The 11693-nt window shown below is 75.1% G+C and carries 12 protein-coding genes; 6 read left to right on the top strand and 6 right to left on the bottom strand.

The features are described from left to right. The coding region (locus tag ACI6QG_RS09110; RefSeq protein ID WP_407024277.1) for an AAA domain-containing protein at window positions 1–2723 on the top strand (2723 nt) is incomplete at its 5' end. Here ACI6QG_RS09110 and mscL read toward each other — a convergent pair. Next, entirely contained in the window at window positions 2707–3174 is a 468-nt protein-coding gene (gene mscL / locus ACI6QG_RS09105) for a large conductance mechanosensitive channel protein MscL (protein ID WP_407024276.1), read from the bottom strand. The genes ACI6QG_RS09110 and mscL overlap by 17 nt on opposite strands. Before the next feature lie 37 nt (window positions 3175–3211). Here mscL and ACI6QG_RS09100 point away from each other — a divergent pair, with 37 nt between their 5' ends. Continuing rightward, on the top strand, window positions 3212–3619 hold the full coding sequence (locus ACI6QG_RS09100; RefSeq protein WP_407024275.1) for a VOC family protein: 408 nt from the start codon (window positions 3212–3214) through the stop codon (window positions 3617–3619). On the opposite strand, the gene ACI6QG_RS09095 is transcribed toward ACI6QG_RS09100, so the two are convergent. Both ACI6QG_RS09095 and ACI6QG_RS09090 read right to left on the bottom strand, forming a co-directional pair. Continuing rightward, window positions 3600–3977, bottom strand: a complete 378-nt coding sequence (locus ACI6QG_RS09095; RefSeq protein WP_407024274.1) for a hypothetical protein — start codon at window positions 3975–3977, stop codon at window positions 3600–3602. The genes ACI6QG_RS09100 and ACI6QG_RS09095 overlap by 20 nt on opposite strands. Window positions 3978–4026: 49 nt before the next feature. Next, the gene (locus ACI6QG_RS09090) at window positions 4027–4479 is read right to left on the bottom strand and encodes a MarR family winged helix-turn-helix transcriptional regulator (RefSeq protein WP_407024273.1); all 453 of its coding nucleotides are present in this window, start codon (window positions 4477–4479) and stop codon (window positions 4027–4029) included. A 162-nt stretch (window positions 4480–4641) separates the two neighbouring features. On the opposite strand from ACI6QG_RS09090, the gene ACI6QG_RS09085 reads away from it, so the two are divergent. From ACI6QG_RS09085 to ACI6QG_RS09070, 4 genes are all read left to right on the top strand, one after another. After that, window positions 4642–5769 (top strand): TRAP transporter substrate-binding protein, encoded by a 1128-nt coding sequence (locus ACI6QG_RS09085; protein ID WP_407024272.1) that lies wholly within the window; start codon window positions 4642–4644, stop codon window positions 5767–5769. An 80-nt stretch (window positions 5770–5849) separates the two neighbouring features. Further along, window positions 5850–6563, top strand: coding sequence for a TRAP transporter small permease subunit (locus tag ACI6QG_RS09080; protein ID WP_407024271.1), 714 nt, complete (start codon window positions 5850–5852; stop codon window positions 6561–6563). A 16-nt stretch (window positions 6564–6579) separates the two neighbouring features. Next, window positions 6580–7980: a TRAP transporter large permease gene (locus tag ACI6QG_RS09075; protein WP_407024270.1), complete on the top strand. Its 1401-nt coding sequence runs from the start codon at window positions 6580–6582 to the stop codon at window positions 7978–7980. Beyond that, window positions 7977–8654 (top strand): hypothetical protein, encoded by a 678-nt coding sequence (locus tag ACI6QG_RS09070; RefSeq protein WP_407024269.1) that lies wholly within the window; start codon window positions 7977–7979, stop codon window positions 8652–8654. Before ACI6QG_RS09075 ends, ACI6QG_RS09070 begins: the two co-directional genes overlap by 4 nt. Before the next feature lie 9 nt (window positions 8655–8663). On the opposite strand, the gene ACI6QG_RS09065 is transcribed toward ACI6QG_RS09070, so the two are convergent. From ACI6QG_RS09065 to ACI6QG_RS09055, 3 genes are read right to left on the bottom strand one after another with little or no spacing between them, the layout of a single operon-like run. After that, window positions 8664–9641 (bottom strand): Bug family tripartite tricarboxylate transporter substrate binding protein, encoded by a 978-nt coding sequence (locus ACI6QG_RS09065; RefSeq protein ID WP_407024268.1) that lies wholly within the window; start codon window positions 9639–9641, stop codon window positions 8664–8666. Continuing rightward, window positions 9638–11314, bottom strand: coding sequence for an acyl-CoA dehydrogenase family protein (locus ACI6QG_RS09060; protein WP_407024267.1), 1677 nt, complete (start codon window positions 11312–11314; stop codon window positions 9638–9640). Before ACI6QG_RS09060 ends, ACI6QG_RS09065 begins: the two co-directional genes overlap by 4 nt. Before the next feature lie 24 nt (window positions 11315–11338). Further along, a complete protein-coding gene (locus ACI6QG_RS09055) occupies window positions 11339–11653 on the bottom strand; it encodes a hypothetical protein (RefSeq protein ID WP_407024266.1) in 315 nt (104 codons plus the stop codon). Between the last annotated feature and the right edge of the window lie 40 nt (window positions 11654–11693).

Here is an 11693-nt window from a genome sequence, read left to right as displayed (position 1 = left end):
CGCTGATCCGCGCCCTGGCCGCCGCGCCCGGCCGCATCGAGGAAGCCGAGGCGCGCGCCGCCGCCGGCCCGCCCCCCTTCCCGGCCGCCGGCATCCCGCGCGCCGAGGCGCTGCTGGCCGACCACGCGCGCGTCGCCGCGGCGCGGCTGGACCCGCGCATCGCCGCGCTGGAGGCGCCGGGGCTGGAGGAGGCGGCCGCCACCCTGGCGCAGCCCGGCGGCCTGTTCGGCTTCCTCAGCGGCGAGCGCCGCGCCGCCGAGGCCGCGCTGGACGCCGCGCTGCGCGACCGCGCCGCCCTGCCGGCGTTGCTGGAGGCGCGGGCGGCGCTGCGCCGCGCCGCCGGCACCGACCCGGCGGCGCTGCGCGCGGGGCTGGACTGGCACCGCCGCTTCGGCGCCGTGCCGGAAGCCCCGGCCGCCGCGCTGGACGCCGCCCGCCAGGCCTGCGCCGCGCTGGGCCTGGAGGCGCGCGGCCCCTTCGCCGCCCTGGCCGAGCGCCTGGCCGCCCTGGCGGCGGAGGCCGAGGCCCTGCCCGGCTGGCGCGCCTGGCTGGCCGCCACCGACGCCGCGCCCGAACTGGCCCCGCTGGCCACCGCCCTGGCCGACGGCAGCCTGCCGCCCGCCGCCGCCCAGCCGGCCTTCGAGCGCGCGCTGCTGGAAGGGCTGTGGCGCGCCGCCACCCGCGCCCATCCCGCCCTGGCCGCCTTCGACGGCGCGGCGATGGACCGCGCGGTGGAAAGCTTCGCCGCCGCCGACGCCGCCCGGGTGCGCCTGGCCCAGCAGGAGGCGCGCGCCGCCCACCACGCCCGCATCGCCGCCCTGCGCGGCGACCGCGCCGACGCCGCCATGGCCTTCCTGCGCGGCGAGTTCGAGCGCCGGCGCGGCCACGCCCCCATCCGCACCCTGCTGCTGCGCGGCGCCGAGGTGGTGCGCGCCGCCAAGCCGGTGCTGATGATGTCCCCGCTGGCGGTGGCGCAGCACCTGCCCTCGCCGCACCACCCCGCCCTGCCCGGCCTGCCGCCCTTCGACCTGGTGGTGATGGACGAGGCCTCGCAGATCGAGCCGGTGGACGCCTTCGGCGCCATCGCCCGCGCGCGCCAGGTGGTGGTGGTGGGCGACGACCGGCAGATGCCGCCCACCCGCTTCTTCCAGCGCCTGCTGGAGAACGAGGAGGAGGCCGCGGCGCCGGAAGGCGACGTGCAGGCGCGCGACGTGGAAAGCATCCTGGGCCTGTGCAACGCGCGCGGCCTGCCGCGCGCCCTGCTGCGCTGGCACTACCGCTCCCGCCACGAGAGCCTGATCGCCGTCAGCAACGCGGAGTTCTACGAGGGGCGGCTGCTGGTGCTGCCCTCGCCGCGGCCGCGCTCGGCGGCGCTGGGCCTCTCGCTGGTGGCGGTGGAGGGGGTGTCGGAGGGCGGCGTCAACGCGGCGGAGGCGGCGGCGGTGGCCGAGGCGGTGCTGCGCCACGCCCGCGACACCCCGGGCGAGACGCTGGGCGTGGCCGCCTTCAGCGTGGTGCAGCGCGACGCCATCCTGGAGGCGCTGGAGGCGCGCCGCCGCGCCAGCCCGGAGACGGAGGCCTTCTTCGCCGCCCACCCGCACGAGCCCTTCTTCGTGAAGAACCTGGAAAACGTGCAGGGCGACGAGCGCGACGCCATCCTCATCTCCGTCGGCTACGGGCGCGGGCGGGACGGGCGGCTGGCCATGCGCTTCGGCCCGCTCTCGACCGAGGGCGGCGAGCGGCGGCTGAACGTCCTCATCACCCGCGCCCGGCGCCGCTGCGTCGCCTTCAGCGGCCTGCGCGCGGAGGAGGTGGACCTGTCGCGCGCCGGCGGGCGCGGGGTGGCGGCGCTGAAGGCCTTCCTGGCCTTCGCCGCCGCCACGGAGGAAGCCCGGGCCGGCCGCCGCGCCGACACCCCGCTGGCCGCGCTGCTGGAGCCGGTGGTGGGGCCCGGGGCGGTGGCCGGGCTGGGCACGCCCGCCCTGCAGGTGGACCTGGCGCTGCGCGGCCCCGATGGCGGCTACGCCTGGGGCATCGAGGCCGACGGCGCCGACTTCGCCGGGCTGCGCTGCGCGCGCGACCGCCACCATGGCTGGTCCGGGGCGCTGAGGGGCATGGGCTGGAAGCTGAGCCAGGTCTGGGCCGCCGACTGGCTGGAACGCCCGCGCGAGGCCGAGGCGCGGCTGCGCGCCGCCCTGGGGCTGGAGGCCGCGCCGGAGGCCGCCGCCCCGGCCGACCCCGGCCTGGCCGCCCCCTACGCCGAATGCGCGCCGGAGCTGCCCGGCCCGGCCGATTCCCTGCCCTTCGCCACGCTGGCCGGCCTGTACGCCCAGGTGGTGGAGGCCGAGGCCCCGGTGCCGGAGGACGTGGTGCTGGCGCGCATCGGCGCCCCGCCCGCTGCCGCCGCCCAGGCGCTGGCCCTGGCGGCGAAGCTGCACGGGCTGCGCAAGGAAGGCGCCTTCTGGCTGGGCGAGGCAGCGCCCGCCTTCGCCCCGCGCGACCGCCGCGCCGCCCACCCCCTGCTGCGCCGCGCCGCCGCGGTTCACCCGCGCGAGGTGGAGGCCGCCGCGCGCGCCCTGCTGGCGGCCCGCCCCGCCACCACCGAGGCGGAGGCGGCGGCCGGGGTGGCGCGCCTGCTGGGGCTGGAAGCGGGCAGCGAGCCCGCCCTGGCCGCGCGGCTGGCGATGCTGGCGGGCAGCGGGGCGCTCAGCTTCGCGGGGTGAGGGTCCCGCCGCGCTGCGCCCGCAGCTCGTCGCGGATCTCGGCCAGCAGCACCTGGTCGGCGGTGGCCTTCACCTCCTTCTTCTCGCCCGCCATGCCGAGGCGCGACAGCACCTTGACCAGCCAGAACACCGCGAAGCCCACGATCACGAACTTGATGACGGCGTTGAGGAACACCCCCAGCGCCAGCACCGCCGCCCCGCCCTCGCGCGTCGCGGCCAGCGTCGGCCGGCGCTCGCCCGTCAGCACGACGAACAGGTTGGAGAAGTCGATCCCGCCCAGCAGCAGGCCCAGCAGCGGGTTGAACAGGTCCTCCACCAGCGAGCCGACGACGCTGGTGAAGGCGGCGCCGATCACCACGCCCACCGCGAGGTCGATGACGTTGCCGCGCATCAGGAAGGCGCGGAAGTCCTTCACCCATTGCGGCTGGTTCAGGGGGATGGGGCTCTGCATCTTGGTTCTCCCGGTTCGCGGGGCCATGCTGGCCCCCATGACGCCCTTCGAGCAACAGGTGACCTTCCTCTACGCCGCCGACCCGGCGGCGAGCTGGCGCTTCTACGAGGAGGTGCTGGAGCTGCCGCTGGCACAGGACCAGGGCACCTGCCGCATCTACGAGGCCGCGACGGGCGGGCGCGCCTTCCTGGGCATCTGCCGCGCGCGGGCCGAGCGCGCGAGCGAGAACCCGCGGGTGGAGGGCGGCGTGGTGTTCACCTTCGTGACGCGCGAGGTGGAGGCCTGGCACGCCCACCTGGCCGCCAAGGGCGTGGCCCTGCCGCCGGCGCCCGAATACAGTGCGGCCTACGGCGTGACGCACTTCTTCTTCCACGACCCCGCGGGCTACCTGCTGGAGGTGCAGCGCTTCGACCGGCCGGACTGGGTCAGCCCGGCAGGCAGCTGATGCGCACGGCGTTGGCCAGGGCCTCGTTGCGCAGGGGCGCGCGGCCGGGGATGCTGGGGGCGTAGCCCAGCGCCAGGGTGGTGGACTGCCCGGCCGCCAGCGACTGCGCGCCCACCGGCTTGCCCAGCACGTCGCCCTGCACCTGCACCACGAAGCGCAGCGGCGCGCCCGCGGCGTTGCGCAGCGTCACCCGGTAGTCGGCGCGGCCCTGGGCGCCGGGGGTCACCAGCGTCTCGAAGGGCGCGGCCACCAGGCGGTCGCCGCAGAAGGAGACGGGCACGGCATAGGCCTGCGCCGCCGCCGGTTGGGCGGCCGGGCCGGTGGCGAGGAACAGCGGCAGGAACAGCAGGCGGCGCATGGGCCCATGCTGCCACGCGCCCGCCGGGGCCGCCAACCGGCCCGCCCGGTCAGCCCGACAGCCGCCCGAGCAGGGACAGCAGGAGCGCGCGCTCCTCGGGCGAAAGGGGCTGCAGCAGCGCCTCGTTGGCGCGCTTGCCGGCGTGCTTGGCCTGCGCCAGCAGCAGGTGCCCCTCGGCGGTGACGGACAGAACGCGGGTGCGGCGGTCCATCGGGTCCGGCGCGGCGCGCACCAGCCCGCGCTCCTGCAGGCGGCGGGCCACGCCGTGCGCGGTGGCGCTGTCCATGGCGGCGAGGCGCCCGAGCTGGTTCTGGGTGCAGCGCCCCGCCTCGGCCAGCCGCAGCAGGGTGGCGAATTGCGGGCCGGTCAGCCCGATGCCGGCCGCAGCCTCGCCGAACAGGGCCTGGTAGCGCTGGTGCGCGCGGCGCATGAGGTGCCCGGCGGAGGTTTCCAGGCGGTAGGGCCGCTCGGCGGCGGCGGGGCGATCGAGGATCTCGCTCATCACGGTCCCGGCTTGGTGACGCGTCGTTGCGCCCGATTCGCCAGGAGTGTCAAGAAATCCTTTCGCCGGCGGGTGGGATTGCAACTTCCTTGCGTCGCCCTTAATCACCGCGGTGACCCGCCTCCAGAGCGGGGCTGCCATTCCTTGCGCAGGGAGCGAGACATGACCGACGCCAATCGCCGCGGATTCCTCAAGGCCGGTGCCGTCACCGCGGCGGGGGCCGCCGTGCTGGCCACGCCCAGCGTCAGCCGCGCGCAGACCACCACCCTGCGCTTCCAGTCCACCTGGCCGCAGCGCGACATCTTCCACGAGTTCGCGCAGGACTTCGTGTCGCGCGTCAACGCCATGGGCGGCGGGCGCCTGCGGCTGGAGCTGCTGGCGGCCGGCGCCGTGGTCGGCGCCTTCCAGGTGCTCGACGCCGTGCATTCCGGCACGCTGGACGGCGGGCACGGCGTCTCGGCCTACTGGTTCGGGCGCAACCGCGCCTTCTCCCTGTTCGGCACCACGCCGCCCTGGTTCGGCGACGCCAACCAGATGCTGGGCTGGTTCTACTACGGCGGCGGCGAGGCGCTGTACCGCGAGCTGATGCACGACATCCTGCGCATGAACGCGGTGGGCTTCATGTCGGGCCCCATGCCCACCCAGCCGCTGGGCTGGTTCCGCAACCCCATCGAGCGCCCGGACCAGATCCGCGGCCTGCGCTACCGCACCGTGGGCCTGGCCACCGACCTGTTCCAGGAGATGGGCGCCGCCGTGGTGGCCCTGCCGGGCGGCGAGATCGTGCCGGCGCTGGAGCGCGGCGTCATCGACGGCGCCGAGTTCAACAACCCCTCCTCCGACCGCGTGCTGGGCTTCCCCGACGTCGCCAAGAACTACTACATCCAGAGCTACCACCAGGCGGTGGAGTGCTTCGAGATCCTGTTCAACCGCCAGCGCTTCGAAGCGCTGCCGGAGGAGCTGCGCGCGGTGATCCGCCATTCGGCCGAGGCGTCCTCGGCGGACATGAGCTGGAAGCTGCAGGACCGCTACTCGCGCGACCTGCTGGCGATGAGCCAGCAGCAGGGCGTGAACGTGCGCCCCACCCCGCGCCCCGTGCTCGACGCCCAGCTCCAGGCCTGGGACCGCGTGATCGCGCGGCAGGAGGGCGACACCTCCAACCCCAGCGCCGGGCCGTTCTTCAAGAAGGTGTGCGACAGCCAGCGCGAGTGGTGCCGCCGCGTGGGCAACTTCAGCCTGCGCTACAACGTCTCCGCCGTCGTCTCCTACAACCACTTCTTCGCCCGCGGCTGAACCCCGCCCCTGGTTGACGCCCGGACCGGCAGCAGCAGCGCCGGTCCGGGCTTTTTCGTGGCCGCACGGAGGACGCAGCAATGACCGATGCGATGGTGACCGGCGGCCTGGCCGGGCTGGTGGTGGCGGCCCTGCTGGTGGGCATCCTGTTCGCCGAGAGCGGCGTCGTCTCCCGCGCGCTGCTGGCGGTGGACCGCTTCTCGACGCTGGTGGGGCAGGTCTTCTCCTGGACCATCCTGCTGCTGACGGCGGCCATCGTGTACGAGGTGTTCGCGCGGCGCTTCTTCAGCGCCCCCACCAACTGGGGCTACGACGCGCAGTACATGCTCTACGGCACGCTGTTCATGTTCGCCGGCGCCTACGCGCTCAGCCGCAACGGCCACGTGCGCGGCGACTTCCTGTACCGCATGATGGCGCCGCGCCGGCAGGCGTGGCTCGACCTCGTGCTGTACATCCTGTTCTTCTTCCCCGCGATCTTCGCCTTCATGGTCGCCGGCTGGCACTTCTTCGAGCTGAGCTACATGCAGAACGAGCGCTCGATGTTCTCGCCCTCCGGACCCATCATCTGGCCGTTCAAGGCCATCATCCCGGTGGTGGGCGTCATCATGCTGCTGCAGGGGCTGGTGGAGGTGGTGCGCTGCGTGCGCGCCATCCGCTCGGGCGAGTGGCCGCGTCGCCTGAGCGACGTGGAGGAGCTGGACCAGATCATCCTGGCCCAGGCCGCCGAGAAGAGCCCGGAGGAGCTGGAGCGCGAGCTGCGCCAGGGCGACGCCATCCTCCACCAGAAGCACTGAGAGAGGCCCAGCGCCCATGATCTCCGACGCCGCGCTGGGCCTCACCCAGCTCCTGCTGTTCCTGTTCTTCATCCTGCTGGGCTTCCCCATCGCCTTCACGCTGATGGCGATGGGGCTGTTCTTCGGCTACCTCGGCATGGGCGACCGCATCTTCGACCTGCTGATCCAGCGCACCTACGCGGTGATGAGCAGCGACGTGCTGATCTCCGTGCCGCTCTTCGTGCTGATGGGCTACATCATCGAGCGCGCGAACATCCTCGACCGGCTGTTCCGCTCGCTCCAGATGGCCTCGGGCAACATCCCCGGCTCGCTGGCCGTGGCCACGCTGGCCACCTGCGCGCTGTTCGCCACCGCCACCGGCATCGTCGGCGCGGTGGTGACGCTGATGGGGCTGCTGGCCTTCCCCGCCATGCTGCGCGCCGGCTACGACGTGAAGCTGGCCTCGGGCGTGGTCTGCGCCGGCGGCTGCCTGGGCATCCTCATCCCGCCCTCCATCATGCTCATCCTCTACGGCGCCACCGCGGGCGTCTCGGTGGTGCAGCTCTACGCCGCCGCCTTCATCCCCGGCCTGATGCTGGCCTCGCTCTACATCGGCTACGTGATCGTGCTGGCCATCCTCAAGCCCGAGGTGGCGCCCAAGCTGCCGCCCGAGGCGGTGAACATCCCCTTCGGCCGCATCCTGTGGAACCTGCTCACCAGCTTCCTGCCGCTGGCGCTGCTGATCGCCATGGTGCTGGGCGCCATCCTGATGGGCCTCGCCACGCCCAGCGAGGCGGCGGCGATGGGCTCGCTGGGCTCCATCCTCCTCGCCGTCGCCTACCGCTCCTTCACCTTCGAGAAGCTCAAGGAATCGGTGTTCCTCACTGCGCGCACCTCGGCGATGGTGTGCTGGCTGTTCGTCGGCTCCTACATCTTCAGCAGCGTCTTCGGCTACCTGGGCGGGCAGGGCGTGGTGGAGAACTTCGTCAAGTCGCTGCCGCTCAACACCTTCACCTTCATGCTGCTGGCCCAGGCCATCATCTTCGTGCTGGGCTGGCCGCTGGAGTGGACGGAGATCATCGTGATCTTCGTGCCGATCTTCCTGCCGCTGCTGGACGATTTCGGCGTGGACCCGCTGTTCTTCGGCGTGCTGATCGCGCTGAACCTCCAGACCTCCTTCCTGTCGCCGCCCGTCGCGATGGCCGCCTTCTACCTGAAGGGCGTGGCGCCCAAGCACGTGCGGCTGGAGGACATCTTCAAGGGCTGCATGCCCTTCATCTACATCGTCGTCTTCACCATGCTGATGGTCTACGCCTTCCCCGGCATCGTCACCTACCTGCCCGAGGCGCTGTACGGCGGCGACCACGGCCCGCCCGCCGTCTCCATGGAAGCCCCGCCCTCGGGGGGCTTCCAGGAGGAGGAGATCAACCTCCGATGAGCCTCGCCGCCTGGCTGCAAGAGGCGTGGGAGACCGGCAACCCGCTGGCGCCCATCCCCCCCGGCACGACGCGCGAGGCCGCGGAGGACGCCGCCGCCGCCCTGGCCGAGGGGCTGGGCGCGCCGGTGGTGGGGCTGCGGATGGCGCGCGGCCCCGGCGGCGCCTGGGTGGCGGCGCCGCTGCCGGAGACGCGGCTGCTGCGCGCCGGCACGCCGGTGTCCGTCGCGGCGCTGCGCGCCCCGCGGCTGAGCGTGGGCGTGATGGGCGTGCTGGCCGCGCCGCTGGGCGAGGGCGCGCCCGCCTTCTCCGCCCTGCACCCGGTGCTGGACGTGGCGGCGACACGCTTCCGCGACGGCCCGGCCAGCGCGGAGGAATGCCTGGCCGACCTGGGCGGGGTGGGCTTCGTGCTGGTGGGCAAGCGCGCCCCCGGCACCGCCCTGCCCGAGGCGGCGGAGGCCCGGCTGGGCCCGACCGGCGCGCGGCCCCGCCCCATCCACGAGCAACTGGGCGTGCTGTTCGCCCAGGCGGCCGCCGAGGCGCGGCGCGGCGGCGGGCTGCCGGCCGGCGCCCTGCTGCTGGTGGCGGGGCTGGGCGGCGAGGCCGCGCCGAAGCCCGGCGAGAAATGGAGCGCCGCGGTGGCCGGGGTGGGGCGGATCAGCGTCGGGTTCGGCTGACGCCGCGCCTCAATCCGCCCGCGCGCCCGTCTCCTCGATCACCACCTTCCAGCGCGCCGCCTCCTCCGCCATCAGCGCCGACAGCGCGGCGGGGGTGATGGCGGGCGCCAGCTGCATGCCCTGCCCTTCCAGCACCGCGCGCAGCTCGGCATCGGCCAGGGCGGCGGCGAGCGCGGCGCGCAGCCGCTCGCGCGGGGCCTCGGGGGTGGCGGCGGGGACCACCAGCCCGAAGAAGACGCTGGCGTCGTAGCCGGGCAGCCCCTGCTCGGCCACGGTGGGCACGCCGGGCAGGGCGGCGCTGCGCTCCGCCGTCGTCACGCCCAGGGCGCGCAGCCGGCCGGATTCCACGTGCGGCTTGGCGGTCAGCACGTCGGTGAACACCATGGCGATGTGCCCGGCCAGCACGTCGTTCAGCGCCGGCCCGGTGCCGCGGTAGGGGATGTGCTCGAAGCGCGTGCCGGCCATGCGGTTGAACATCAGCCCCGCGAGGTGCGACGACGCGCCGTTGCCGGAGGAGCCGAAGGCCATGGGCCGGTCCAGCGCCACCAGCTCCCGCACGTCGCGCGCCGGGATGGCGGGGTGGACGGCCAGCACGTTGGGGATGCGCCCCAGCGGCCCCAGCGGCGCGAAGTCGCGCAGCGGGTCCCAGGGCAGGCCGCGGAACAGCAGCGGGTTGATGGCCAGCGGGCCGGAGGTGCCGAACAGCACCGTGTGCCCATCCGCCGCGGCGCGGGCCACGTGCTCGGCGCCGACATTGCCGCCGGCGCCGGCGCGGTTCTCCACCACCACCGGCTGCTCCAGCCGCGCGGCCATCAGCCCGGCCAGGCGGCGGGCGATCAGGTCGGTCGGGCCGCCGGGGGCGAAGGGCACCACCAGGGTGACGGCGCGCGGCTGCGTCAGCGCGGCGCCCGGCAGGGCCAGCAGGGCGCCCGCCGGCAGCGCCGCGAGGCGGTGCGCGAGGCGCAGAAGGATGCGGCGCGGGATCATGCGGGGGCTCCGGGGTCGGGCAGCAGGGCGTCGTCGTCGAAGGCGGGCTCCGCCGCCAGCGGGTCGCGCGCGTGCAGGCGGTGGCGCAGCACCAGCCGCGCCAGGGCGGCGCGCTCCGGCACCGCCGCGGCCTCGGCATGCAGGGCGGCGGCGCTGGTGAGGTGATACAGCGCGCTGGCGGCCTGGCGGGCCAGCGCCGGGTCCTCCTGCGCCCGCAGCGCCAGGGCCGCCACGCGGGGCCAGAGGTCCAGCGCCTCGGGGAAGGCGTTGCCGCACAGGGCGCGCACCCGCGCCTCCAGCGCCGGCAGCGAGTTCTCCCGCGCGATGGCGCGGCCGACGTCGAGGGCGACGATGTTGGACGTGCCCTCCCAGATGGATCCCAGGTGGGCGTCGCGCAGCAGGCGGGCGTCGGGGAACTCCTCGATGTAGCCGCAGCCGCCGCGCACCTCCATGGCGTCGCCCGTCACCTTGCGGGCGTCGCGGCAGGCGCGGAACTTCAGCAGGGGCGTGAGGATGCGCAGCAGCGCGTATTGCCCGTCCTCGCCCGCATCGCTCCGGCGCAGCGCCTCGGACGTCAGGAACACCATGGCGCGCGCCTGCTCGGTCGGCAGCAGCAGCTTCAGCAGCTGGCGGCGCATCAGCGGCATCCGCGCGATGGGCTGGCCGAAGGCGACGCGCCGGTGGGCGATGAACAGCGCCTCGGTGGTGGCGCGGCGCATCAGCCCGGCGGCGCGCACGCCGTTGCTCAGGCGCGAGTTGTTGACCATGTCGGCCATCTGCCGGAAGCCCGCCCCGGGGTCGCCCACCAGGAAGGCGCGGGCGCCGTTCAGCGCGATCTCGCCCGAGGCCATGGAGCGCGTGCCCAGCTTGGGCTTCAGGCGGACGATGCGGTGCGCGTTGGGCGTGCCGTCCGGCATCTCGCGCGGCAGCAGGAACAGCGACACCGCCTTCAGCCCCGGCCCGGCGCCGCGGCGGCGCGCCAGCACCATGGCGAGCGCGGCGTCGGGGTTGGAGCAGAACCACTTGTCGCCATGCAGGGTCCAGGTGCCGTCCGCCTCCTCCACCGCCTCGACGGCGGTGTTGGCGATGTCGCTGCCCGCACCCTGCTCGGTCATGAACATCGCACCCTGGGCCAGCGCGTCCATGTCCTGCGCGGTCAGGGCGGGCAGGTAGCGCGCCACCAGGGCGGGGTCGCCGAACCGGCGCAGGGTGCGGGCCAGGCTGTCGGTCATGGAGACGGGGCAGCACAGGCCGAACTCCGCCTGCACCAGCAGCATGGTCAGCAGGTATTTCGCCGCGGGCGGCAGCGGCGCCGGCCAGCCCAGCACGCCGGGGCGGTGCGACATGGCGGCCAGGCCCAGCTCGCCGAAGGCGATGCGCTCCATCTCGCGGTAGGCGGGGTGCTTGGCGATGCGCTGGCGGTCCTCGCCGCGGCGGGTGCGGGGCTCCAGCACCGGGGGGTTGCGGTCGGCCTCGGCGGCCAGGGCGTCCAGTTCGCCGCCGGCCAGGGCGCCCAGCCGGTCCAGGTGCGGCTCCAGGTGGGCCAGCAGGTCCGGCGGCAGGTGGTGGGCGGCCAGGGCCCGCAGCGCCGGGTCGGCGCGCCACAGGTTCAGGCCGGCGCTGTCGGGCACGGCCTCCGGCCCGGTGGGGGCGGCGAGCGGGCTGATGTGCATGGGCGGTTCCTTCCGCCCGCGAGGCTAATGCCCCGGCGGCGGCAGGGCCAGGGTGGCGGCCCACAGGGCCAGCGCGGCCAGCGCCACGCGCTCGGCGTGCCACAGCAGGCGCGGGCGCAGGTGCTGGCGCAGGCGGCCGTGGCGGCGGGTGCGGTGCGGCACCCGCCACGCCGCGAGCAGCAGCCCGAGGGTGAGCAGCGCGGCCGCCTGCGCGCCCATGCGCAGGGCCAGCGCGGCCTCCGGCGCCAGGGCCAGCGCCGCGGCGGCGGCCAGCAGCCCGACCCCGGCGCAGGTGCGTCGGATGGCGGCGTCGTCGGCGCCCGGGGCCGGGTGATGCATCGCGGCGTCCTTTCCCGGCCATCCTGCCAGGGCGGGCGCC

It is taken from the genome of Sabulicella flocculans (assembly GCF_045449635.1).
In the GTDB taxonomy this organism is placed as follows: Bacteria; Pseudomonadota; Alphaproteobacteria; order Acetobacterales; family Acetobacteraceae; genus Roseococcus.
The sequence above is the reverse complement of the archived record's forward strand: the minus strand, read 5'-3'. Positions and strand labels throughout refer to the sequence as shown.

Excerpts from the sequence above, each read along its gene's own strand:
- ACI6QG_RS09070 (WP_407024269.1), top strand. The coding sequence starts at position 7,977 with ATGAGCCTCGCCGCCTGGCTGCAAGAGGCGTGGGAGACCGGCAACCCG.
- mscL (WP_407024276.1), bottom strand. The coding sequence starts at position 3,174 with ATGCAGAGCCCCATCCCCCTGAACCAGCCGCAATGGGTGAAGGACTTC.
- ACI6QG_RS09095 (WP_407024274.1), bottom strand. The coding sequence starts at position 3,977 with ATGCGCCGCCTGCTGTTCCTGCCGCTGTTCCTCGCCACCGGCCCGGCC.
- ACI6QG_RS09075 (WP_407024270.1), top strand. The coding sequence starts at position 6,580 with ATGATCTCCGACGCCGCGCTGGGCCTCACCCAGCTCCTGCTGTTCCTG.
- ACI6QG_RS09100 (WP_407024275.1), top strand. The coding sequence starts at position 3,212 with ATGACGCCCTTCGAGCAACAGGTGACCTTCCTCTACGCCGCCGACCCG.
- ACI6QG_RS09065 (WP_407024268.1), bottom strand. The coding sequence starts at position 9,641 with ATGATCCCGCGCCGCATCCTTCTGCGCCTCGCGCACCGCCTCGCGGCG.
- ACI6QG_RS09085 (WP_407024272.1), top strand. The coding sequence starts at position 4,642 with ATGACCGACGCCAATCGCCGCGGATTCCTCAAGGCCGGTGCCGTCACC.
- ACI6QG_RS09090 (WP_407024273.1), bottom strand. The coding sequence starts at position 4,479 with ATGAGCGAGATCCTCGATCGCCCCGCCGCCGCCGAGCGGCCCTACCGC.
- ACI6QG_RS09080 (WP_407024271.1), top strand. The coding sequence starts at position 5,850 with ATGACCGATGCGATGGTGACCGGCGGCCTGGCCGGGCTGGTGGTGGCG.
- ACI6QG_RS09060 (WP_407024267.1), bottom strand. The coding sequence starts at position 11,314 with ATGCACATCAGCCCGCTCGCCGCCCCCACCGGGCCGGAGGCCGTGCCC.
- ACI6QG_RS09055 (WP_407024266.1), bottom strand. The coding sequence starts at position 11,653 with ATGCATCACCCGGCCCCGGGCGCCGACGACGCCGCCATCCGACGCACC.